Source organism: Promicromonospora sp. MEB111 (assembly GCF_030209445.1).
In the GTDB taxonomy this organism is placed as follows: Bacteria; Actinomycetota; Actinomycetes; order Actinomycetales; family Cellulomonadaceae; genus Promicromonospora.
On record NZ_JARVSD010000011.1, the window covers coordinates 224,136 to 245,893 of the forward strand.

At 72.4% G+C, this 21,758-nt stretch carries 17 protein-coding genes; 7 read left to right on the forward strand and 10 right to left on the reverse strand.

Annotated elements, in window-relative coordinates; translation table 11 throughout:
* Nucleotide 1: 1 nt before the first annotated feature.
* Nucleotides 2-2,971: a glycoside hydrolase family 43 protein gene (locus tag QRN56_RS13760; protein WP_285104111.1), complete on the forward strand. Its 2,970-nt coding sequence runs from the start codon at nt 2-4 to the stop codon at nt 2,969-2,971.
* A 111-nt stretch (nt 2,972-3,082) separates the two neighbouring features.
* On the opposite strand, the gene QRN56_RS13765 is transcribed toward QRN56_RS13760, so the two are convergent.
* The 4 genes from QRN56_RS13765 to QRN56_RS13780 all read right to left on the reverse strand — a co-directional run bounded on the left by QRN56_RS13765 (nt 3,083) and on the right by QRN56_RS13780 (nt 6,262).
* Nucleotides 3,083-3,391: a hypothetical protein gene (locus QRN56_RS13765; protein WP_285104113.1), complete on the reverse strand. Its 309-nt coding sequence runs from the start codon at nt 3,389-3,391 to the stop codon at nt 3,083-3,085.
* Between the two features lie 146 nt (nt 3,392-3,537).
* Entirely contained in the window at nt 3,538-4,230 is a 693-nt protein-coding gene (locus tag QRN56_RS13770; protein ID WP_285104114.1) for a response regulator, read from the reverse strand.
* Nucleotides 4,227-5,432, reverse strand: a complete 1,206-nt coding sequence (locus QRN56_RS13775) for a sensor histidine kinase (protein WP_285104116.1) — start codon at nt 5,430-5,432, stop codon at nt 4,227-4,229. Before QRN56_RS13775 ends, QRN56_RS13770 begins: the two co-directional genes overlap by 4 nt.
* Entirely contained in the window at nt 5,429-6,262 is an 834-nt protein-coding gene (locus tag QRN56_RS13780; RefSeq protein WP_285104117.1) for a CPBP family intramembrane glutamic endopeptidase, read from the reverse strand. Before QRN56_RS13780 ends, QRN56_RS13775 begins: the two co-directional genes overlap by 4 nt.
* Before the next feature lie 130 nt (nt 6,263-6,392).
* Here QRN56_RS13780 and QRN56_RS13785 point away from each other — a divergent pair, with 130 nt between their 5' ends.
* Both QRN56_RS13785 and QRN56_RS13790 read left to right on the forward strand, forming a co-directional pair.
* A complete protein-coding gene (locus tag QRN56_RS13785) occupies nt 6,393-6,983 on the forward strand; it encodes a uracil-DNA glycosylase family protein (protein WP_285104119.1) in 591 nt (196 codons plus the stop codon).
* 46 nt (nt 6,984-7,029) lie between these two features.
* Nucleotides 7,030-8,523, forward strand: coding sequence for a M15 family metallopeptidase (locus tag QRN56_RS13790; protein ID WP_285104121.1), 1,494 nt, complete (start codon nt 7,030-7,032; stop codon nt 8,521-8,523).
* Between the two features lie 58 nt (nt 8,524-8,581).
* Here QRN56_RS13790 and QRN56_RS13795 read toward each other — a convergent pair whose 3' ends face one another.
* Together QRN56_RS13795 and QRN56_RS13800 are read right to left on the reverse strand one after the other, a co-directional pair.
* Nucleotides 8,582-9,184 carry a VOC family protein gene (locus QRN56_RS13795; RefSeq protein ID WP_285104123.1) on the reverse strand — a complete coding sequence of 201 codons (603 nt, stop codon included), beginning with the start codon at nt 9,182-9,184 and terminating at the stop codon, nt 8,582-8,584.
* Between the two features lie 10 nt (nt 9,185-9,194).
* Nucleotides 9,195-9,902: a TMEM175 family protein gene (locus tag QRN56_RS13800; RefSeq protein ID WP_285104125.1), complete on the reverse strand. Its 708-nt coding sequence runs from the start codon at nt 9,900-9,902 to the stop codon at nt 9,195-9,197.
* Nucleotides 9,903-10,041: 139 nt separating this feature from the next.
* On the opposite strand from QRN56_RS13800, the gene QRN56_RS13805 reads away from it, so the two are divergent.
* The 4 genes from QRN56_RS13805 (at nt 10,042) to QRN56_RS13820 (ending at nt 15,743) form a co-directional block, all read left to right on the forward strand.
* Nucleotides 10,042-11,334 carry an ABC transporter substrate-binding protein gene (locus QRN56_RS13805; RefSeq protein ID WP_285104127.1) on the forward strand — a complete coding sequence of 431 codons (1,293 nt, stop codon included), beginning with the start codon at nt 10,042-10,044 and terminating at the stop codon, nt 11,332-11,334.
* The gene (locus QRN56_RS13810; RefSeq protein WP_285104129.1) at nt 11,331-12,272 is read left to right on the forward strand and encodes a carbohydrate ABC transporter permease; all 942 of its coding nucleotides are present in this window, start codon (nt 11,331-11,333) and stop codon (nt 12,270-12,272) included. Before QRN56_RS13805 ends, QRN56_RS13810 begins: the two co-directional genes overlap by 4 nt.
* Before the next feature lie 74 nt (nt 12,273-12,346).
* Complete coding sequence (locus QRN56_RS13815) at nt 12,347-13,168, forward strand: carbohydrate ABC transporter permease (RefSeq protein WP_502928798.1); 822 nt, start codon at nt 12,347-12,349, stop codon at nt 13,166-13,168.
* 25 nt (nt 13,169-13,193) lie between these two features.
* Nucleotides 13,194-15,743, forward strand: a complete 2,550-nt coding sequence (locus tag QRN56_RS13820) for a glycoside hydrolase family 31 protein (RefSeq protein WP_285104133.1) — start codon at nt 13,194-13,196, stop codon at nt 15,741-15,743.
* A gap of 895 nt (nt 15,744-16,638) precedes the next feature.
* On the opposite strand, the gene QRN56_RS13825 is transcribed toward QRN56_RS13820, so the two are convergent.
* The 4 genes from QRN56_RS13825 to QRN56_RS13840 all read right to left on the reverse strand — a co-directional run bounded on the left by QRN56_RS13825 (nt 16,639) and on the right by QRN56_RS13840 (nt 21,752).
* Complete coding sequence (locus tag QRN56_RS13825; protein ID WP_285104135.1) at nt 16,639-17,658, reverse strand: LacI family DNA-binding transcriptional regulator; 1,020 nt, start codon at nt 17,656-17,658, stop codon at nt 16,639-16,641.
* Between the two features lie 82 nt (nt 17,659-17,740).
* The gene (locus QRN56_RS13830; RefSeq protein ID WP_285104137.1) at nt 17,741-19,744 is read right to left on the reverse strand and encodes a glycogen debranching N-terminal domain-containing protein; all 2,004 of its coding nucleotides are present in this window, start codon (nt 19,742-19,744) and stop codon (nt 17,741-17,743) included.
* Nucleotides 19,741-20,574, reverse strand: a complete 834-nt coding sequence (locus QRN56_RS13835) for a carbohydrate ABC transporter permease (RefSeq protein ID WP_285104397.1) — start codon at nt 20,572-20,574, stop codon at nt 19,741-19,743. The genes QRN56_RS13830 and QRN56_RS13835 overlap by 4 nt, the downstream gene beginning before the upstream one ends.
* A 41-nt stretch (nt 20,575-20,615) precedes the next feature.
* Nucleotides 20,616-21,752, reverse strand: a complete 1,137-nt coding sequence (locus tag QRN56_RS13840) for a carbohydrate ABC transporter permease (RefSeq protein ID WP_285104139.1) — start codon at nt 21,750-21,752, stop codon at nt 20,616-20,618.
* Nucleotides 21,753-21,758: the final 6 nt, after the last annotated feature.

Consider the following 21,758-nt stretch of genomic DNA (forward strand, 5'->3'; position numbering starts at 1 on the left):
CATGGGACTTCGCCGCGCTCGGCGCACCAGCCCCTCCGCACCACCCGCTCGCCCGGCCCCGGATCGCTCGGCACCCGTTCGCCCGGCGCTCGCCGTCGCACTGGCCGCGACGCTCGCTGTCCCGGCACTGCCCGCCGTCGGGCACGCGGCCGTGCGCGACGCCGCGCCCGCGGCAGCCCCGGCCGCCTCCGCCGCGGCGACCGACGACGCACCCCTCGCGGCGACCGCTGACTCCGCCGCCTACTCCGCCTACTCGCCCATCCTCGACCCCGGCGCCGGTGCCGCCGACTACTTCACGCCGTCCTGGCTCGACGACGCCGGCAACCACATCCAGGCCCACGGCGGCCAGGTCGTGTCCGTCTCGGCCGAGGCGCTCGGCGTCGACGCCGGGTCCGTGGTCCAGGGCGAGGAGGCCGGGCAGACCGTCTACTACTGGTACGGCGAGGACCGCAGCAACGGCTACTACGGCAGCCCGGGCGTCCACGCCTACAAGTCGTACGACACGAGGAACTGGACCGACGAGGGCGTCGTCCTGCGCTCGGTGTCCGACGCCGCGGAGCTGGAGTCGGACTACTTCGACGCCCTCTACGACACGGTGGACGACGCCGGCGAACCGCGCGCGGACCGCATCGCGGAGCTGGACTACCACCTGAACACCGATGAGGCCGCCGACTACACGACGATCTTCGAGCGTCCCAAGGTGCTGTTCAACGAGCAGACGAACCAGTGGGTGCTGTGGTGGCACTCCGACGGGCAGCGCACCGTGGGCGGCAGCATGTACGCGCGCTCGATGGCGGGCGTCGCGGTCTCGGACAGCCCCACCGGGCCGTTCAGGATGACGGGCGTCTACCGGATGCCGAACCGGACCAACTACCAGGCGTGCATCTCCGCCGCGGTGCCCGGACAGGCGCGGGACATGACGGTGTTCCAGGACGACGACGGCACGGCGTACATCGTCTACTCCTCCGAGGAGAACCGTTCCCTCTACATCGCCGAGCTCGACGCCGACTACACGAACGTCACGCACACCACCGACGTCGACATGGCGGACGCCGGGCAGTACTCGGAGGACGGCCGCTTCCCGTACCTGTTCGCGGACGGCACCGCCGCCGCTCCGGTGCGCGGCGAGGACTTCCAGATCGTCAAGGAGTGCGGCGTGCTGGAGGCGCCCGCGCTGTTCCAGCACGGCGGCAGGTACTACACGGTGGCGTCGGGCGCGACGGGCTGGGCCCCCAACCCGCAGACCTATTACACGGCCGACAGCGTCCTGGGGCCGTGGATCCGCGGCGTCGAGGCGGGCGACCAGCACGAGAACGTCGCGTACAACGCGATCCCCGAGGGCGGCGACGGGCTCCTGTCGGTCGGCGATACCCGGCGGACGAGCTTCGGCTCGCAGTCGACCAACGTGCTCGACCTGGGCGGCGGCCGGTTCGTCTACATGGGGGACCGGTGGAACGCCGGGGCCGCGAACTCGAACTACGTCTGGCTCCCGATCACGATCGGCGAGAACGGCCGGGCCGAGATGCGTAACCCCGCCACCGAGGACCCGGCACGCTGGGGCGCCGGCTGGGACGAGAGCTACTGGGACGACAAGGGCGCCGGCACCAAGATCTGGCGCGTGGTCGAGGACGGCGTGCCCGACCAGGTGGCGCCCGGCGAGGACTTCGGTGCCGCCCTGCCCGACGCCGTCCCGGTCGAGGTCGACGGCGTCACGACGGACGTCGCGGTGACCTGGAGCGCCACGTCGTTCGACGAGCGCGGCACCCAGACCCTCACGGGCACGCTCGCCGCCGGCGACGGCTTCACGGCGGGCCGCACCTTCACACGCACCGTCGAGGTGCACGAGGACGGCATCGCCAACCTCGCGCCCGGCGCGTCCGTGGCGGCCTCCAGCCGGGCGAACCTCGCCCCGACCGTGGTCGACGGCAACGTCAAGGGCAAGGGCTGGGACGACTGGACGTCGTCGGGCTACCCCCGCAACAGCTGGCTGTCCTTCACCTGGCCGCTCACGCAGGACCTGACGGAGGTGGTGGTGCACACGTACAAGGACGGTGCGGGCGCGAGCTGGCCGTCCACCGTCGCGGCGGAGTACCTCGACGCGTCAGGAGCCTGGACGACGACGGACATCAGCGTCGACCTGGCCCAGGACGCCGCGTCGTCCGCGCCCGTCGCCGTGCTCGACGTCTCCGGCCTGCCGCGCACGAACGGCCTGCGCCTGCGCCTGACGACGGCGACGAACACGTGGCAGTCCGTCTCGGAGGTGCAGGTCTGGGGCGCGGACGACGTCGAGGACCTCTGCCGTGCCGACGGCACCACCGTCTCGGCGAGCTTCCACCAGACGGAGTGGGAGACCCTGCCGGCGGCCAACGCGTGCGACGGGAACGCATCGACGTCCTGGTCCACGTGGTCCGGGAGCGCCGGCCGGGACGAGGTGACGTTCACGGTGGAGCCGGCCGAGCCGCGCGCCGTCGACCGGGTCGGCTTCACCACCACCGAGGGCACGATCGCGCACGTGGGCGTCGAGTACCGCGACGCCGCGGGCACCTGGCACCCGACCACGGCCCAGGACGTGGTGCCCGGTGCCACCGGCACGCCGGTGTTGGTCGAGTTCGAGCCGGTCTGGGCGTCGGCCGTGCGCCTGACGTTCGCGACTCCCGGCTCGTACCTCAAGATCCCCGCGCTCGGGGTCGGGGCGCGCACCACCGCCGTCGTGCCCGAGGTGGCGGCGCGGTGCGTGGGGCGCGACCAGGCCCAGCTCGTGACCACGGTGCGCAACACCGGGGACCGGAGGGCGGACGTCGAGATCCGGACGCCGTTCGGCACGCGCGTGGTGCGGGACGTCGCGCCGGGCCGCACGGGATCGGCCGTGGTCAGCACGAAGTCCACGGCGCTGGAGGCCGGGAGCGTCACCGTCGCGAAGCGGGGCGAGCCCGGCCTGACGGCAGGCTACCCGGCGGCGGACTGCGCCTGACACTCCCCTTTGAGGCCCGGGTTTCTCCGCTTTCGACGGTTCGAAAGTGGAGAAACCCGGGCCTCAAAGGTGATGGCGGTCGCCGGGCAAGACGCCGGCCGTGTGTCGACGTCAGCCCTCGAAGTCGACGTTGCCGCGGCACGCCTGGCCGGGACTGGGCACGGCGGCCTTCAGCCCGTGGCTCACGTACTTGCCGTAGCTCTGGACCCGTCCGTCCGTGACGAAGTCGTCGTTGAACTCGGGCGGCTGGTTCTCCTCCGCGTCGGGCAGGTCCCGACCCGAGAACGCGCAGGCCGAGCTGGCCTGGTGGGCGCCCGGGATCGGGTCACCGTTGCCGTTGGTCTCGCCCGCCATGGCCGACATGGCACCGCCGAGGGTCAGCCCCGCTGTGACGACGCACGTCAGGATGACACGCCTCATGTTCACCACCTCCTTGTGGTGAAGGGCGTCCGGGTAGGTCGGTCGGACCCGGTCCGCCCTCCGGACCTTCAACGTACGTCCGGGCCGTGGGCGCCACCGCCCGGCGCCGAGAGATCACCCGGACCCGCGGACGTCGGCCCTGCCGCTCAGGTCACCAGGCCCGTGCGGTACGCGTACACGACGGCCTGCACGCGGTCGCGCAGGTTGAGCTTGGCCAGCAGCCGCGACACGTAGGTCTTGACGGTCTCCTGGCTGATCACCAGGGTCGCGGCGATCTCGCTGTTGGACCGGCCGTCGGCGATCAGGCGCAGCACCTCCAGCTCGCGCGGCGTCAGGGTCGTGTGGGCGGGGGCGTTCTCGGCGGGCCGGATCCGGGCGGCGTACCGGCCCACGAGCTGCCGGGTCACCTCGGGGGCCAGCAGCGCGGCGCCGCTCGCGACCGTCCGGATGCCCTGCAGGAGCTGGCCCGCCGGGGCGTCCTTGAGCAGGAACCCGCTGGCCCCCGCGCGCAGCGCCTCGTAGACGTACTCGTCGAGGTTGAACGTGGTCACCACGAGCACCTTCACCGGGCGCTCCACCCCCGCGCCCGCGAGCAGGCGGGTCGCCTCGATGCCGTCGAGCACCGGCATCCGCACGTCCATCACCACGACGTCCGGCTCCAGGCGGCGGGCGAGGTCGACGGCGGCGCGCCCGTCCGCGCACTCGCCCACCACCTCCAGGTCGGGCTGGGCGTCGATGATCGTCGCGAAGCCGGTGCGGATCAGCGCCTGGTCGTCGCACACCAGGACGCGGACCGGAGCGTTCGCGGCGTCGCCCGTGAGGACCGCGCCCGCGCTCACGACCGGCTCCCCGCCGCCGAGTACGTGCGGGGCACGCGCGCCCGGACGACGAAGCCGCCGTCGTCCAGCCGCTGGGTGCCGAACTCGCCGCCCAGGGCCTCGACGCGCTCGCGGAGGCCGGCCAGTCCCCGGCCGCTGCCACCGGGAACGGCGGCCGGGGCCACGACCCCCGGGGATCCGCCGGATACCGCCCCGGCACCCTGCCCCGCCGTGCTGACCTCCACGACGACCTCCTGTTCGGCATGTCGCACCGCGACCGTCGTCGGGGCGCCGTGCGCGTGCTTGAGCGCGTTCGTCAGGGCCTCCTGCACCACCCGGTAGGCGGTCAGCCCGGCGCTGTCCGCCGACCCGGCCGGCTCGCCTACCTCGGTCAGGTCCACGGGCTGCCCGGCCCGGCGCGTCTGCTCCACGAGCACGCGCACCTCGGCGGCGGACGGCGTCCGGGCGGCGCCGTCGTGCCCCGGATCGAGCAGGTCGAGCAGGTGCCGCAGGTCGGCGATGGCGCGCCGGCCCGTGTCGGTGACGGCGTCCAGCGTCTGCTCCAGCCGGTCGGGCGCCGCCGTCAGGTAGCGTGCCGCCTCGGTCTGCACCACCATCGCCGTGACGTGGTGCGTCACCACGTCGTGCAGCTCGCGGGCGATGCGGGTGCGCTCGGCGGTCAGCGTGTCCTCGGCGACGCGGTGTCGGCGCTCGGCCTCGGCCGCCCGCGTGGAGCGCAGCCAGGCGCCGATGCCCCAGGCGAGGGCCATCGCCAGGTAGAACGTCACGAACTCGTCCACGCGCTCGGCGCCGGTCAGCTGGTCGAGGGTGACCGCGAGCGCCACGTAGCCGACGGTCAGGACGGCGGCGACCACGCGCCGCCGTCGGCCCAGGTGGGCGCCCGTGCTGACGAGCGCGATGCCGACCGCGTTGCCCGCGAACGAGTGGTAGCCGAACACCTGGCCGGCGGCGAAGCCGGCCGCGACGAGCAGCATGGTGAGGGCCGGCCACCGCCGTCGGACGGCGAGGGGGAGGCACTCCAGGGCGATGACCAGCACGGCCCACCCGTCCAGGGGTCGCGCGGGCAGCTCGCCCACCTGGGTGCCGTAGTCGCGCAGCGCGGGCAGGAATGCCGCGCAGGCGAGGCCGAGGGCGAGCGGCAGGTCCCGGACCGTGACGTCGAGACGGCGCCACCGGCCCGGGACCTGCCTCAGCTCGATCACCGGGGGAGCCTAGCGGCCACCTCGGCGCGGGCGGCGCGGCGGACCGGCACGATGTGGCCGCGCCGGTGGGCGATCACGAGGAAGATCGCGGCGGTGATCGCGCAGAACACCACGGAGTAGAGGCTGCCCTCGGGGCCGAAGGTGCCGCCGGTGACCAGCACGTGGCCCTGCGTGGTGGCGTCGAGCAGGCCCTGCGGGGTGTCGTTGCCGGAGACCTCGGTGCTGAAGATCGCGCTGCCGGCGATGTTCCAGCCGAGGTGCAGGCCGATCGGCACCCAGAGCTTGCGGGTGGCGACGTACGCGGCGGTGAGCATGCCGCCGGCCTCGATGGCGATGGCGATGGCGCCCCACAGGGTGGCGTTGGCGTTGAGCAGGTGCGCCAGGCCGAACAGCAGGCCGGTGATCGTCAGCGCGATCCAGGTGCCGGTCCAGCCCTCGACGATCCGGAACAGGACGCCGCGCCACATGAGCTCCTCGGTCACGGCAGCGGCGGCCATGAAGCCGACCAGCCCCAGGGCGCCGAGCGGCGAGCCGAGGCCGTGCACGGTGTAGCTGCCGAGAAGGGCGAGGTTCACGATGACCAGGCCGAACAGCCCGAGGCCGAGCAGAGTGCCCCAGGTCAGCGCGGGCGCCGCACCCTTCAGGGCCACCTCGATGACGGGACGGCGCTCGGTCAGCCGCACCACCCACGTGTAGACGACGACGCCGACCACGGCCGTGGCGAGGCCGACGGCGAGCGTCAGCCAGGGGCTGTCCTGGACCGCCACGAGGCCTTGGCCGCCGAGGAACGAGACCGCGAGGATCGCGATGAGCTGCCACACCAGACGCACGATGACTCCTTGGGAAGGGGCCGCGGCCGGGCGCCGCGGGGTACCCCGAACGCTATGAATTCCCAGGTCCGCGGTCGTCACCGCAGGGTGGACACTCGCGGGTAGCTCGCACGGGGGACAGACTGGGCCGGTGGCCAGCACCCTCGACCTGATCCGCGCGGAGATCGTCGCCGACCCGTCCAACGCGTGGGCGGCCGAGCTCGGCTACGAGCCGCTCTACTCGGTGGCATCTGGTGCGCGGATCGTGCTCGTCGGGCAGGCTCCCGGCCGCAAGGCCCAGGAGAGCGGCACACCGTGGAACGACGCCAGCGGCGTGAAGCTGCGGTCCTGGCTCGGGGTGACCGACGAGCAGTTCTACGACCCTGACCTGTTCGCGATCCTCCCGATGGACTTCTACTACCCGGGCAAGGGGGCGTCCGGCGACCTGCCGCCGCGCAAAGATTTCGCGGAGCGGTGGCATCCGCGGATCCTCGCCGAGCTGCCGCGCCGCAGTCTCACGGTCCTGGTGGGCAGCTACGCCCAGAAGCACTACTTGGGCGGCCGGGCGAAGAAGAGCCTGACGGAGACCGTGCGGGCCTACCAGGAGTACCTGCCGGAGACCGTGCCGCTGGTGCATCCGTCGCCGCTGAACTTCCGCTGGCAGGCGAAGAACCCCTGGTTCGAGGAGGACGTGGTGCCGGCGCTGCGGACGCTGGTGGCGGGGGCGCTCGCGGGGACGTGACGCCATTTAGCCTGCGCCTGCTTCGCGCCGACGGTACATTTCGTCGGTGCTGACCCAGACCCCCCTCTGGCCCGAGCCGCCGGCGCCTCCCACGTCGCCGCGGCCTCGGCGGGGCACGCGCGCCTCGGAGCGGAGGCGCAAGCGGTGGACGATCGGCATCGTCGCGGCCGTGACGAGCCTGGTCGTCGCCGCCGGAAGCGCCTACGCGTTCGACGTGTTCGAACCGGAGGCGACCAACCCGCCGTCCGCAGTGGCCGGGGCGCAGGCGGCGATCGCCGAGAGCGTGTCGCTCCAGACCGCCCTCACCACCGACCTGGACGACGCCCGGGCCGTGCTGAAGAGCCCGGACGGCAAGGCCGCGGACAAGTCCACGCGGAGTGCGCTCAACACGGCGATCGAGGACGCCGAGCGGGCGGTGACCTCCCTGAAGTCGGTGACCACGTCGCCGTCGGGCACGGAGGCCGAGGCCACCGCGCTGCTGAAGGCGAGCGCCGCGCTCGACGTCGACGTGCCCGCCGTGACCGCCGCGCTGCGCGAGGCGACCGCTGCGGTCGCCGCCTCGGGGCGGCAGGCCCGGTTGGCCCGAGCCGTATCCGGGCTGGAGACGGCCCGGGATGCTCTGAAGACGGCGATGGTCGACGGCGAGCAGGTGCACGCGGAGTCGACCGCGGACGCAGCCGGGCGGGATGCCCTACGCGCCGCGCTGGACGACGGGGGCGATCTGACCGCCCAGGCGGACAAGCTGCTCGCGCGGGCGGCGGAGGCCCAGGCCGCGACAGATGCCCAGACTGCGGCGGACATCCAGGCGGACGCATCTCCCGCTGCGACGGCGCAGGCCGGCACCGTTCAGGCCGCCGGCGCCGAGGCCGGCGCGGCATCGGAGGCGAGCGCCGACGTGCTTGGCGACGCCAGCCGGCTGACCAAGGCCCTGACCGAGGCGACGGCCGGTATCGAGGAGGCCGCTGCTGCGGTGTCGGCGGAGACCGCGGATGACGCACCCGAGGCCGAGACTGACGCCACCGACCCCGGTGCGGACGACACCGACACCGACCCGGGCGACGACGCGGGCACGACCGACGACACCGACACCGCTCCGGCCGGCTCGTGCCCCGAGCCCGACCAGGTGTGGTCCGCCGAGAACGGGCACCTGTCGTCGTCCGAGCTGGCCCAGATCCCGTTCGCCTCGGGGCACTACGTGCGCTCCGACGTCGTCGGGGCCCTGGCCGAGCTGAACGCCGCCTACGCGGCGGAGTTCGGCGTGAACATGACCATCAACTCCTCCTACCGCACCTACGCGGAGCAGGAGGCGCTGTACGACCCGTCGTCCAAGACCGCCGCGCCGCCGGGCTGCTCCAACCACGGCACGGGCCTGGCGATCGACATTGGCGGTGGTGTGGCCGCGTTCGGGTCGGCGCAGTACGACTGGCTGAAGGCCAACGCGGAGGCCTACGGCTGGGTGCACCCGCCGTTCGCCGAGCCGTCCGGGCGCAACCCGGAGCCGTGGCACTGGCAGTCGGTCAAGGCGCCGAACAGCTACTGACCGGTCGGGTCCGCCTACGACGGGCCCGACCGGCGCGCCCTCACCGACGAAGCCGGGCTCACGCCCACGCGAACCCGTCCGGGTCCGTGACCTCACCGAGGTCGCCACCCACCGTGAGCCGGTGCGAGCCCGTGCCCTCCGGCGGCACCCCGGCGTCCTTGGCCAGCGCGGCGCGCTTGTAGAGGCCGAAACCGATGGGGCTGGAGCCCATCTTGAAGTCGACGTAGGAACCGAAGCTCTTGCCGACCGTCAGGCCGTGACCTACGTAGAACTTCTTGCTCGCCGAGACGTCCTCGGCGCCGATCAGGAGCACGATCTCGTCGAACCGCCGCTCGGCCGGGCGCGTGTCCTTCTTGGCGGACGTCGCCATCTTCCAGATGGTGCCGTCCGGCGCCTGGACCACGCCGCCGTGGCCCCACATGGACTTGGCCATGGGCTTGAGCACGGTGGCTCCGGCGCCGACGGCGGCGTCGAACAGGGCGTGGACGTCACCGGGCTGGTCGGAGACGAGGGAGATGTGGAAGCCGCGGAACCCGGTGCTGGGCGTCTCGCCGGCGCGCAGGTCGAGGCGGTCCTCGCCCAGGCCGAAGGCGGCGTCGTAGAAGGAACGGGCGGTGCTGGGGTCGGCCACCTCGAGGGTGACGGAGTCGATGTTTGCCATGCCCACCACGTTAGGGAGCGGACGGCGGGGTGTGCTTCTCGATTCCTGACGAGTGCCCGACGACGCCGCCGGCCGGGTTGCCGGCGCCGCCGTCGGCCGCCCGGTCCCGCCCCACGACGCTGAACCGCACCAGCATGGCCCGGACCAGACCCGACAGCGCCATGAGGAACAGCCACGTGTACGACGGGACGATCAGCGCCAGCACCAGGGTCAGCGTGAACAGCAGCGCGACGGCCAGCGGCGTCGCCGGGAGCGTGGCGGCCACGGGCAGCCCGGCCGCCGTCCGGTCGCGGCGCTCGACGACGGCGATCACGAACAGCAGCCACGCGCTCACCGCCAGGTTGCCGATGTACGACGCCACCAGCGCCCGGTCCGTGTCCAGACCGCCCGTCAGCGCCGTGACCACGGGCATCACCGTGATGGTGAACAGCCACGCGAGCTGCAGCGTCAGGTGCGGCTGGGTCAGCGGCGTGTCGGGCGCCTGGATCCCGTGGTGCATGCGCCAGAACATCGCGATGATCACGAAGCTGAGCGTGAACGCCACCAGCTGCCAGCTGTGCTCGGCGGCGTAGTCGCCCAGGGTCTGCTCCTCGCCCACCGCCTCGGACACGCTCTCCATCAGCGGCAGGATCAACAGGGTCAGCGCGATGGCGATCGCGGCGTCGAGGAACGCGATGAGGCGCTCGCTGGTGCGCACGGGCGGTGGCGCGGTATTCATCTGGACCTCCCTGGACCCTCGCCGGTGATCCTGCCACGTCAGGCCGAATCGAACCCCCGGACGTTTGACGGATCATTTACAGCGCTGTAAATTCCGACGGTCGCAGCGAGCAACGGAGTTCGAGCATGGGAGATGCAGCGTGAGTCCAGGTTCAGGTCGTCCCTCATCGCTGAGCCGACGGTCCTTTCTCACCGGCTCGGCCGCACTGGTCGCGCTCGGCGTGGCGGGGTGCGCGTCGGCCTCGGCGGGGTCCGGCGGGGGCACCACCCTGCGCTTCTACGAGCAGAAGCAGGAGGTCATCGCCTACTTCGACGAGCTGCTCCGCCGGTTCGAGAAGGAGCGCCCGGGCATCGCCGTGGTGCACGACAGCACCGTCGCCATCGCCCCGCAGTTCGTGCGCAACGAACCCGCCGACGTCGGCTGCTTCAACGACAACCTGGAGCTGGCCCGCTACATCAAGCGCGGCGTGCTCGGGGACCTCTCCGACCTGCCGTCGGCGCAGGCGGTCCGCACGGACATCGGCGAGCTCACCGATCAGTACGCCACGTACCCCGGCCGCACCAGCGTGCTGCCGTACTCGCTCGCCGCTGCCGGCGTCATCTACAACAAGAAGATCTTCGCGGAGCACGAGCTGCCCGTCCCGGAGACGTGGACGCAGTTCGTCGACGTCTGCGAGGAGCTGACCCGCGCCGGGATCACGCCGGTCTACGCGACCGACCGGGACACCTGGACGCTCTGGCAGGGCCTGTTCGACTACTCCGTGGGCAGCCTCGTGGCGCCGGGCGAGTTCTTCCGCCGGCTCAAGGAGCTGGGCACCGACGTCGGGCCGGACTCGGAGGTCTCCTTCGAGAAGGACTTCGCCCTGCCGATGGAGCGCGCCAAGACGATCTCGTCGTACTTCAACAAGGACCACGCGGTGCGGGCCTACGCCGACGGCAACCTCGCGTTCGGCAAGGGCGAGGCCGCCATGTACCTCCAGGGTCCGTGGGCGCTCAGCCAGATCGCGCTGGTCGACCCCGACCTGGAGATCGGCACCTTCGCGCTGCCGGTCTCCGAGAACCCCGAGGAGCGACAGGCGCGGGTCAACATCGACCTGGGCCTGTGGATCCCGACGGCGTCGGCCCACCAGGAGGAGGCGCGCGAGCTGGTCGAGTTCCTCATGCGGCCCGACATCATCAACGCCTACAACAGCGACAACCTCGCGTACTCGACGCTCAAGGACGCCCCGCCGCAGCAGGACGAGCGTCTGGCCGGGCTCCAGGACTACGTGGACCGCGCCGCCTTCTACCAGGGGGCCGGGACGTTCGTGCCGACGTCGATCCCGCTCGGCAACTACCTGCAGTCCGCGATCCGCTCCGGCAACTTCGAGGGCATGCTCCGCCAGCTCGACGCCGACTGGCGCCGGCTCGCCGGACGGGAGGCCACGGTATGACTGACACAACGATGTACCAGAGCTCGACGACGGCCGGACGCCCGACGACGGCCCGGCGCACGGGCCGTCGCGCGACCGGACGGCGGGTCGAGCCGCTGTACTACGTATTCCTGGTCCCGACGCTGCTGATCTTCACGGCCTTCGTGATCGTCCCCGCGCTGATCGGCATCTTCTACAGCCTCACCGACTACGTCGGCTTCGGGGACTGGTCGTTCCTGGGCCTGCGCAACTACGCCGCGCTGTTCAGCGACCCGCGCATCCTGGAGTCGTACGGGTTCACGCTCGGGTTCGCGCTGGTCACCGTCGTCGTCGCGCAGGTGATCGCGCTCGCGCTCGCCGTCGCCCTGACCCGGCGCATCCGGTTCGCGACCACGCTGCGCACGGTGTTCGTCATCCCGATGGTGGTCTCCGGGATCGTCGTCGCGTACGTGTTCAACTTCCTGTTCTCCAACTCGCTGCCCGCGATCGCGACGGCGGTCGGCTTCGGGCCGCTGGAGGAGAGCATCCTCGGCAACCCCGACCTGGCCTGGCTGTCCATCGTGATCGTCTCCGCGTGGCAGACGATCCCGGGCGCGCTCCTGGTCTACACGGCCGGGCTGACGTCCATCCCGAGCGATCTGTACGAGGCGAGCGCCCTGGACGGCGCCACGCCCTGGCGGCAGTTCCGGTCCATCACCGTGCCGCTCATCGCGGGCTTCATCCTGATCAACACGATCCTCGGCGTGAAGGGCTACCTCGGCGTGTACGACGTCATCGTCGGCCTGACCGGCGGCGGGCCCGGAACGGCCACGAGCAGCGTCGCCATGACGATCTTCGGCGGCTTCACCGGCGGCGACTACGCCTACCAGATGGCCAACGCCACGGTGTTCCTGATCGTCACCGCGCTCATCTCCGTCGCCCAGATCATCGCCACCCGTGGAAGGGCGGTCCAGCTGTGACCACCGTCGAAGCACCCCGCGCGGCCGGACCGCGCCCGTCCGTCCGATCCCCGCGCCCGGCCCACGCCGGCCGCGTGCACCGCACGAACTGGCCGCTGACGATCCTGCTCGGCCTGGCCACGCTCACGGTGTTCGTGCCGCTGTACGTGACGCTGTCGATGGCGTTCAAGACCAGCGCGCAGTCCGCCGACGGCAACGCGTTCTCGCTGCCGGCCCCGTTCCACCCGGCGAGCTTCGCCGAGGCGTGGTCGCTCACGCGGTTCCCGGTCTCGTTCGGCATCTCGCTGGCCGTGGCGGCGATCGCCGTGCTGCTCACGCTGTTCCTCAGCTCGCTGGCGGCCTATGCCATCGCCCGGAACTGGTCGCACCGGTTCTTCCGGTGGTCGATGGTCTACCTGCTCGCGGCGCTGTTCCTGCCGTTCCCCGTCGTCGCGCTGCCGCAGATCCAGCTCACGGCGCTCACCGGCCTGGACAACCCGCTGGGTGTGGGGATCCTGCACGCGATGTTCCAGCTCTCGTTCAGCGTGCTGCTCTACACCGCCTATCTGCGCTCCATCCCGATCGAGCTGGAGGAGAGCGCGCGGATCGACGGCGCGAGCACGTGGCAGATCTTCTGGCGGATAATCCTGCCGCTGCTCGGGCCCATGAACGCTACGGTCGGAATCTTCGCGTTCCTGGCGTCCTGGAACGACTTCATGATGCCGTCGCTCATCATGTCCGACCCCACGTTGCAGACCCTGCCCGTGGTGCAGAACATCTTTCAGAGCCAGTTCGGCACCAACTACAACGTCGCCTTCGCGTCGTACCTCATGGCGATGGCGCCGACGATCGTCGCCTACCTGTTCGCGCAGCGCTGGGTGATCAGCGGCGTGACGCAGGGCGCCGTCAAGAGCTGAGTTGAGACAAGCACCGAGGAGTTCCATGTCAGAGATCGTCGACAGCCTGTCCGTCGTCCGGCCCCTGCCGGAGGCGGCGCCCCGCGCACGCAGCGAGCAGCAGGTGCACGGCGCCGGCTGGCGCATCACCGTGCTGAGCGACGGCGTCTTCCGGGTCGAGCGCTCGGCGGACGGCGGGTTCGAGGACCGCGCCTCCACGTTCGCGATCCGGCGCGACCTGCCGCCCGCCGACTTCGCCGTCGAGCGGGTCGGCGAGGGCGTGGTGCTCACGACGGCGCGCGCCCGGCTGCGGTACGACGGCGGGGAGTTCTCGGCGAGCGGCCTCGTGGTCGAGATCCTCGGGCGCGACTCGGGGCGCTGGCGGTACGGCGAGCCCACGTGGGACCTGGGCGGCACGGCCCGCACGCTGGACGACGTCGACGGCCGCGCCGACCTGGAGCCCGGCGTCGTGTCGCGCGACGGCATCGGCGTGGTCGACGACTCGGCGTCGTTCCTGTTCGAGGACGACGGCTGGGTGGGCTCCCGCGTGCCCGGCCGCCAGGACCTGTACGTGTTCGCGTTCGGCCGCGAGTACGGCGACGCCGTCCGCGACCTGTACCGGGTCTCCGGGCACCCGATGCGGCTGCCGCGCTGGGCGCTCGGCAACTGGTGGAGCCGGTACCACCCCTACAGCGACGAGTCGTACCTGGCGCTCATGGACCGGTTCGCGGCCGAGCGGATCCCGTTCTCCGTCGCCGTGATCGACATGGACTGGCACCGCGTGGACTCCGTGCCGGAGCGCTTCGGCAGCAGCTGGACCGGCTACTCGTGGGAGCCCACGCTGTTCCCCGACCCCGCGGCCTTCCTCGGCGCCCTGCACGAGCGCGGGCTGCGCACCACGCTCAACCTGCACCCGGCCGACGGCGTCCGCGCCTTCGAGGACGCCTACCCCGCCATGGCCCGCGCCCTGGGCGTGGACCCGGACACCGAGCGGCCCATCCCGTTCGACCCGACCGATCCGGCGTTCCTCCAGGCGTACTTCCGGGAGCTGCACCACCCGCTGGAGGAGCAGGGGGTCGACTTCTGGTGGATCGACTGGCAGCAGGGCCGAACCTCGGGGACGGCGGGCGTGGACCCGCTGTGGGTGCTGAACCACTTCCACCACCTCGACGCCGCCCGCGACGGCAAGCCCGGCATGACGTTCTCCCGCTACGCCGGACCCGGCAGCCACCGGTACGCGGTCGGCTTCTCCGGCGACGCCGTGGTCTCGTGGGAGTCGCTGGCGTTCCAGCCGGAGTTCACCGCCACCGCCGCCAACATCGGCTACGGCTGGTGGAGCCACGACATCGGCGGGCACACCCGCGGCGTGCGCGACGACGAGCTCGCGACCCGCTGGGTGCAGTTCGGCGTGTTCTCGCCGATCATGCGGCTGCACTCGGCGAACAACCCGTTCATCCGCAAGGAGCCGTGGGTGTTCCCGCCGGAGCACCGGTCCGCGATGGAGGACGCGCTGCGGTTCCGCCACCGCATGGTGCCCTACCTGCACACCATGAACCACCGCGCAGCCGCCGGTGTGCCGCTCGTGCGGCCGATGTACCACCTGGAGCCGCGGCGCGCCGAGGCCTACCGCGTGCCCAACCAGTACGCCTTCGGCAGCGAGCTCGTGGTCGCGCCGATCACCTCGCCCCGGGACGCCGCGTCGCTGCGGGGGAGCGTGCGGGTCTGGCTCCCCGAGGGGCTGTGGACCGACATCTTCACCGACGCCGTCTACCAGGGCGGACGCACCGTCGAGATGCACCGGACCCTCGGGTCCGTCCCGGCGCTGCTGCGCGAGGGCGGCATCCTGCCGCTCGACGCCGGCCCCGACCTCGACGCGACCCGCAACCCCGAGGCCCTGGAGGTGCTCGTGGCGCCGGGGGCGTCGGGGGAGTTCGTGCTGGTGGAGGACGCCGAGGACGGCGGGGCTGGTTCCGTGGACGGAGCGGCCGGCCTGGACGGAGCGGCTGGTGCTGCGCTGGATGACGACGCCGCGTCGGTGGACGGCGTTGCCTCTGTTGGCGGTGCCGCGTTGCCGGACGGGGCGTCGGTGGACGGTGCTGCCTCGATCGGCGGTGCCTCGGCGGCCGGTGCCGGACCTGCCACGACGGCCACGCTGCGCTGGGACCGCGAGCGCGGGGAGTTCCGCGTGGGGCCCGTGCGCGGCGACGTGACGGCGGTGCCCGCACACCGGGACTGGACGGTGACGTTCCTCGCCGGACTGCCCGAGGGGCCCGTGACGGTGAACGGTGCCGTGGTCGCGGTGGACGGCGTCGACGGGCGGTGGAGCGTCCAGGTCTCCGCGCCGCCGACGGCGGAGATCGTGGTCCGGGTCGAGGGCGGGCCGCTGCGCATCGGCTCGGACCGGACCGAGGCGGCCCGCGTCATCCTGGAGAGCGCGCAGTCGAGCAACCCGGAGAAGCTCGAGGCCTGGGACATCGTCAGCAGCACGCGGACGGTGGGAGAGAAGCTCGCGGAGCTCTCCGCCGTCGACCTGCCGGATTCGGTGCGCGCGGCGCTGGTCGAGCAACTCGCGGCCGTCGACCCGACACACGCGTGAGCGAAGCGGTCCTGTGCTGGCGTCCCGGTGCGGGTCTCTCGGGCGGGCGTCCCGGGCGAGACTGCCTCGCACCGGCAGACTGGTGTGGGCCGGTGAGTACGGGCTGACTGGTGTGGGGGATTTGTCGAAGCCGCCGGGGGTAACGTGAGGACAATCGAGGGGTGTCGCCTGGGCTGAACTTCGTCCGGCTGCGCCCTGGGTGTTCTGGCTGAGCCGAACTGTCCAGCCACGGTGAACGCCGACCGACTGCGCTGAACGCAGCTGAGTCCAACCGGCACTCAACAGAGATCCACGCCTACGGTCTGCGGACGCCGGCACCGGACGCCGGCACCGGATGCCAGCACCGGACGTCTGCACCAGACATCAGCACCGGACGCTGGATGCCGTCGTCGGACGCCGCGGCGCCTACCCAGTCAATGGGCCCGAAATGAGGGCTGTTTCGGGCCCAATGACTGGGTAGGCGGCTGTGCGGCCACGCGCACTGCGCCGGTGCCGTGCGCGCAAGGTCGGCAGTCCGCATCGACGTCGGCAGTTGGCACCGAGATCGGCACAGGCCTGTGCCGATCTCGATGCGACCTGCCGACCTCGGTGAGGAATCTGCCGACCGCGCGGTGCGGATCGCCGATCTCGCCGAGCAACCTGCCGACCTCGGCGAGCTACCTGCCGATCTGGGCGCCCGTCGGCGGCGTCCTGTGAGCGGGTGACGGGCCGTTGAGTGCGCGAGGTCGGCAGTTCGCATTGGCGTCGGCAGTTTGCATCGAGGTCGGCACAGGCCTGTGCCGACCTCGATGCAAACTGCCGACCTGGGCAGGAGAGTGCCGACCTGGACGAGAGCCGCCGAACTCACCGGGCGGCCGCCGGGCTCACCGGGCGGCCGCCGGGCGAGGGGCTCCCGCTACGCCGGCAGCTCCGGGGCGCTCTCGCGGAACTGGATCGTGTGGCCCACCGTGACGTGGCGGCCCGGGCCCGCGTAGCCCTCCAGGCGCTCCAGCAGCAGGTCGAGGGCCCGCTCCGCGAGCGCCCGGGTGTCGGGCGCGACCGACGTCAGGCTCGGTGCGGTGCTCGCACCCAGCTCGATGGCGTCCCAGCCGATCACGGCGACGTCGCCCGGGACGTCCAGGCCGTGCCGCCGCAGCGCGCGCAGGGCGCCGATCGCCGCGAGGTCGTCGCGGCACAGCAGGCCGTCCAGCTGCAGCCCGGCGTCCAGCGCGGCGCTGAGGGCCTCCTCGGCGTCGCGGGCGTCGCCGTCCTGCCGCCGGGTCACGAGCAGGGCCGGGTCCACGGGGAGGCCCGCGTCGACAAGTGCCGCGCGGTAGCCCTCGATCCGCAGCGTGGAGGTCCACGAGATCCGGTCGGTCTCGTGGCCGAGGAACCCGATGCGGCGTCGTCCCGCGCGCACCAGGTGCCCGACGGCGTCGCGGGCCGCGGCGACGTTGTCGATCGCCACCTGGTCCGCGCCGTCGGGCTGCGGGTCCTCGCCCAGGAAGACGATGGGCAGGCCGTGGCGCTGGTCGTCCAGGTCCCGGGCTGTCAGGACCTGCGGCTGGAGCACCATCCCGTCCATGATTCCGGCCTCGGGGTCGCGCAGCACGGAGCGCTCGCCGTCCGCGGTCGCGCCCGTCTCCGCGAGCAGGAGCCGGTAGCCGCGCGACTCGGCGACCCGGGCGAAGACGTGCGCGAGCTCCGCGAAGTACGGCCGCCGCAGGTCGGGGAAGGCGAGCCCGAGCATGCTCGACCGGCCCGTGGCGAGGCTGCGGCCGGTCCGGTTGGGGCGATAGCCCAGCTCGTCGATCGCGGCCTGCACGCGCTCGCGCATCCGCGGGCTCACGTGCTGGTAGCCGCGCACCACGTTGGACACGGTCTTCATCGAGACCCCGGCGTGATCCGCCACGTCCTGCAGGGTCACCCGGTTCATGACGAAAGATTACCTTTGGCGTCCCGGACCACGGGAAAGGTCCGCCGCGAGACCTCCGCGGCGGACCTTTCAGAGATCCGGGTCAGACGGCGACAGCGCCCGCCCGCGCGCCCGACACCGCCAGGCAGGTGATCGCCGCGGCCGCCGACCAGGCCTGCGGGCGGCAGGCCGCCGGGTACGGCGTGGGCACGCCGGAGCGGGTCGCGGGGTCGCCCCCGTGCAGCTCCGGGACGCGGTACGCGAATCCCTCGGCCGCGGCCAGCAGTCCGACCACGGCGCGCTCCGCCTGGTCGGCGAGGCCCGCGCGGTGCATGCCGTGCACCGCGATGGCGGTGTCGTGCGTCCAGACGCTGCCCCCGTGGTACGACAGCGGCCAGTACCCCGCCGCGCCGCTCGACATGGTGCGGATGCCGAACCCGGTCGACATCGTCGGACCGAGCAGCAGGGCCGCCACGTGCTCCTCCTCGACCGGGTCGAGGATGCCGGTGCCGAGCAGGTGCCCGATGTTGCTGGTCAGCGTGTCGACCGGACGCTTGTCCCGGTCCAGCGCGACCGCCGGGTACCGGCCCTCCGGGGTCTCGACCCAGTACGACGCCGCGAACCGGGCGCGCAGGTCCGCGGCCCAGGCGCGCAGCCCGGTCGGGCTCAGGCCGCCCGACGGCGAGGTGCCCGCCGCCTCAGGGCCCGACGCCGCGTCTCCCGCCGGACCGAACGCCTCCAGCAGCTCGGCCCCCGCGAGCGCCGCCTCGTACGCGTACCCCTGGACCTCGCAGAGCGCGATCGGGCCGTCGGCGAGGGCGCCGTCGCGCCACTGGATGGAGTCGCCGGAGTCCTTCCAGCCCTGGTTGGCCAGCCCGCGCCCGGACCGGTCGATGTAGTCGATGAACCCGTCGCCGTCGCTGTCGCCGTGCTCCAGCAGCCAGGTCAGGGCCCCGCGGAGCGTGGGCAGCAGGGCGGCGACCTCGTCGTCGGGCATGCCGGCGCGCCAGGCGTCGGCGAGCAGGCACACCCAGAGCGGCGTCGAGTCGACGCTGCCGTAGTAGAGCGGCGGCAGGACGACGCCCTCGCCGGGGATCTCGAGCGGCGCGGCGCGCAGCTCGTGCAGGATCTTGCCGGGCTCCTGGGCGGTCTCGACGTCGTGGGCGGTGCCCTGCAGGCGGGCCAGGACGCGCAGCGTGGAGGCCGCGACGCGGACGTCGAGCGGGAGCGCGAGCCGGGCGGCCCAGATCGCGTCCCGGCCGAACAGCGTGAAGAACCAGGGCGCGCCGGCGGCGAAGAACTCGTCGTCGGGGTGACCGGGCAGGGCCAGCCGCAGGGCGTCGAGGTCGTCGAGGGCGGTGTCGAGCCAGCGGCCGAGGCGAGGGTCGGCGCCGTCGGGGACGGCGATCCGGGCCGCGCCGGGCCAGGCGCCGTCCGCCCCCCGGACCACCATCGTGTCGTCGTGCAGGGCGAGCGACCAGACCGCCGCCGCCTCGCCGTGGGCCGGGACGTCCAGGGCCCAGACGGCCTCGATCGCGCCGCCCGGACCCGAGGTCACCGTGGCGCCCTCGGCGGTCAGGGTGGAGGAGGCGCTGCCGGAGCGCGCCGTTGCCGAGCCCGGCGCCACCGTGACGACCGGGGCGTCGCCGCCCCCGCCGCCGTCCGAACCCGCCGCGCCCGCGATCCCCGCCTTGACCTCGTGCAGGGTCGCGAAGTCCGGACGCAGCCGCAGCCGCAGCGTCACGCGCGTCGCGGACGGCAGGTGTGACGCGACCGTCCAGGTCTCGGCGAGCACACCGTCGGCGACCCGCCGGTCGCGCACGAGGCGCACCTTGGGGTCGGGCGTGGCGTCGTCCGCCCCGCGCAGGAGGCCGCCGAACACGACGTGCGAGGCGCTGTCCGGGGCGACCGAGATGTATTCGACGTCCGACTCGGCGCACTCCAGCACCAGCTCGCGCACGTGCCGGACGTCGCCGTGGTAGACGCCGTCGATCGGCGCGGCGCCCAGGTCGCCGTCCCGGCCGGACCAGACCTGGGTCGGGGCGCGCAGGGCGATGACGGCGTCGCTGAGCAGCGGCTGCAGGGGTGGGGTGGTGGACGGCGTCATTCCTTGACGGCTCCTTCGCTGGTGTTCATGATGCGTCGCTGGAACACGAAGAACACGACCGCCACGGGGATGGTCATGATCGCCGCGGCGGCGAGCTTGATCGGGTACTGGCTGCCCTGGCTGAGCTGGCCGCTCGCCAGCGACGCGACGCCCTTGGTGAGGGTCGTCAGCTCGGGGGACTGTGCGGCGACGATGAAGTGGCTCAGCTCGTTCCAGGAGCCCTGGAACGACAGGATCACGATGGTCACCAGCGCGGGCCGGGCCATGGGCAGCACCACGGACCAGAAGATCCGGAACGTGCCGGCCCCGTCGATGCGTGCCTGCTCCTCGACCGACCGGGGGACGGACTCGAAGAAGTTCTTCATGATGAACACGCCCGCGGCGTCGACCAGCAGCGGCAGCACCATGCCCGCGTACGAGTCGTAGATGCCGAGCTGGTTGATGACCAGGAACTTGGGGATCAGCAGCACGACGGTGGGCACCGCCATGACCGCGACCAGCGCCGCGTAGACCACGCCGCGTCCGCGGAAGGTCAGGCGAGCCAGCGCGTAGCCCGCCAGGGAGTCGAAGAACACGCGCCCCGCGGTCACGAGGATCGTGACGACGGCGGAGTTGGCGAACCACACCGGGAAGTCGGAGCGCAGGAACAGGCGCCCGTACGCGGCCCAGGTCAGGGGGTCGGGGACCAGCGAGACCGGGTCGGCCGCGGCGTCCGCCTCGGTCTTGACCGACGTCGCGAGCTGGACCAGGAACGGGTAGACGTAGACCAGCGCCAGCAGGACCAGCAGCGCGTAGAGGCCGAGCTGCCAGGCGAACGCCTTGCGCGGCATGCGGTGGCGCGTGGGCGGCGGCGGACGGCGCGTGATGCGGCTCATCGGGCGTCCTCCGTCGTCGAGGTGACAGTGGCAGAAGGCGCACGGCCGCGTCGTCGGACCCGCCGCGGCACGTCGGGGCGGTCGCGCAGGACCCAGCGCTGCAGGATGGTCAGCAGCACGATGATGACGAACAGGATGAACGCGATCGCCGCGCCCTGGCCCCACTCCTGGGACAGGAACGCCGACTGGTAGCTGAGGTACGCGGGCGTCAGCGTGGTCTTGCCGGGGCCGCCCTGCGTGCCGGTGTAGATCTGGTCGAACACCTGCCAGCAGCCGATCAGGCCGAGGGTCAGCACGGTGAAGAGGGTCGGCTTGAGCTGGGGGAGCGTGATGCGCCAGAACCGCTGCCAGGCGTTCGCGCCGTCGACCATCGCGGCCTCCTCGACCTCGGGGGTGATGTTCTGCAGGCCGGCGATGAACAGCAGCATGAACGTGCCGCTGGTCGTGAAGATCGCCATGAGCACGAACGCCGACATGGCCACCGAGGGCCCGGCCAGCCAGTCCCACCAGGTCACGCCGAGAAAACCGTGCTGGGTCAGCACGTCGGGTCCGGTCCGCACGCCGAGCGCGCCCAGCAGGTTGTGCAGCACGCCGCTCGGCTCGTTGAACCAGTTGGGCCCGGCGATACCGACCCGGGCGAGGATCGTGTTGACCACGCCCGACGTCGAGAACAGGAACAGCCACAGCACCGTGATGGCCACCGAGCTGGTCACGGACGGGAAGTAGAAGGCCGTGCGGAACACGCCACGGCCCCGCAGCACCGCGCGGTTGACCAGGACCGCCAGGAACAGGGCCAGGCCGGTCTGCAGCGGCACGACCAGCAGCACGTACCAGGCGTTGTTGCGCAGCGCGACGCCGAAGTCGCGCTCGGCGAGGCCGCCGCCCGTGGTGACGGCGGCGTAGTTGTCCAGCCCCACGAAGCCGACGCCGGAGGAGAGCGGGCTGCCGCGCCCGGACCAGTCCGAGAAGCTCACCCAGAGCGCCATCAGGACCGGGACGAGCAGGAACACGCCGAGGATCACCAGGACGGGCAGCGTGAAGAGCCAGCCGGCCACGGCCTCGCCGTGCCGGATCCCGCGAGGGGACCCGGCACGGCGTGGCGCGGCGTCACGCGGCGACGCGAGGACGGACATCCGTGC

Excerpts from the sequence above, each read along its gene's own strand:
- QRN56_RS13835 (WP_285104397.1), bottom strand. The coding sequence starts at position 20,574 with ATGCCGCGCAAGGCGTTCGCCTGGCAGCTCGGCCTCTACGCGCTGCTG.
- QRN56_RS13825 (WP_285104135.1), bottom strand. The coding sequence starts at position 17,658 with ATGAACCGGGTGACCCTGCAGGACGTGGCGGATCACGCCGGGGTCTCG.
- QRN56_RS13795 (WP_285104123.1), bottom strand. The coding sequence starts at position 9,184 with ATGGCAAACATCGACTCCGTCACCCTCGAGGTGGCCGACCCCAGCACC.
- QRN56_RS13830 (WP_285104137.1), bottom strand. The coding sequence starts at position 19,744 with ATGACGCCGTCCACCACCCCACCCCTGCAGCCGCTGCTCAGCGACGCC.
- QRN56_RS13840 (WP_285104139.1), bottom strand. The coding sequence starts at position 21,752 with ATGTCCGTCCTCGCGTCGCCGCGTGACGCCGCGCCACGCCGTGCCGGG.
- QRN56_RS13820 (WP_285104133.1), top strand. The coding sequence starts at position 13,194 with ATGTCAGAGATCGTCGACAGCCTGTCCGTCGTCCGGCCCCTGCCGGAG.
- QRN56_RS13810 (WP_285104129.1), top strand. The coding sequence starts at position 11,331 with ATGACTGACACAACGATGTACCAGAGCTCGACGACGGCCGGACGCCCG.
- QRN56_RS13760 (WP_285104111.1), top strand. The coding sequence starts at position 2 with ATGGGACTTCGCCGCGCTCGGCGCACCAGCCCCTCCGCACCACCCGCT.
- QRN56_RS13800 (WP_285104125.1), bottom strand. The coding sequence starts at position 9,902 with ATGAATACCGCGCCACCGCCCGTGCGCACCAGCGAGCGCCTCATCGCG.
- QRN56_RS13765 (WP_285104113.1), bottom strand. The coding sequence starts at position 3,391 with ATGAGGCGTGTCATCCTGACGTGCGTCGTCACAGCGGGGCTGACCCTC.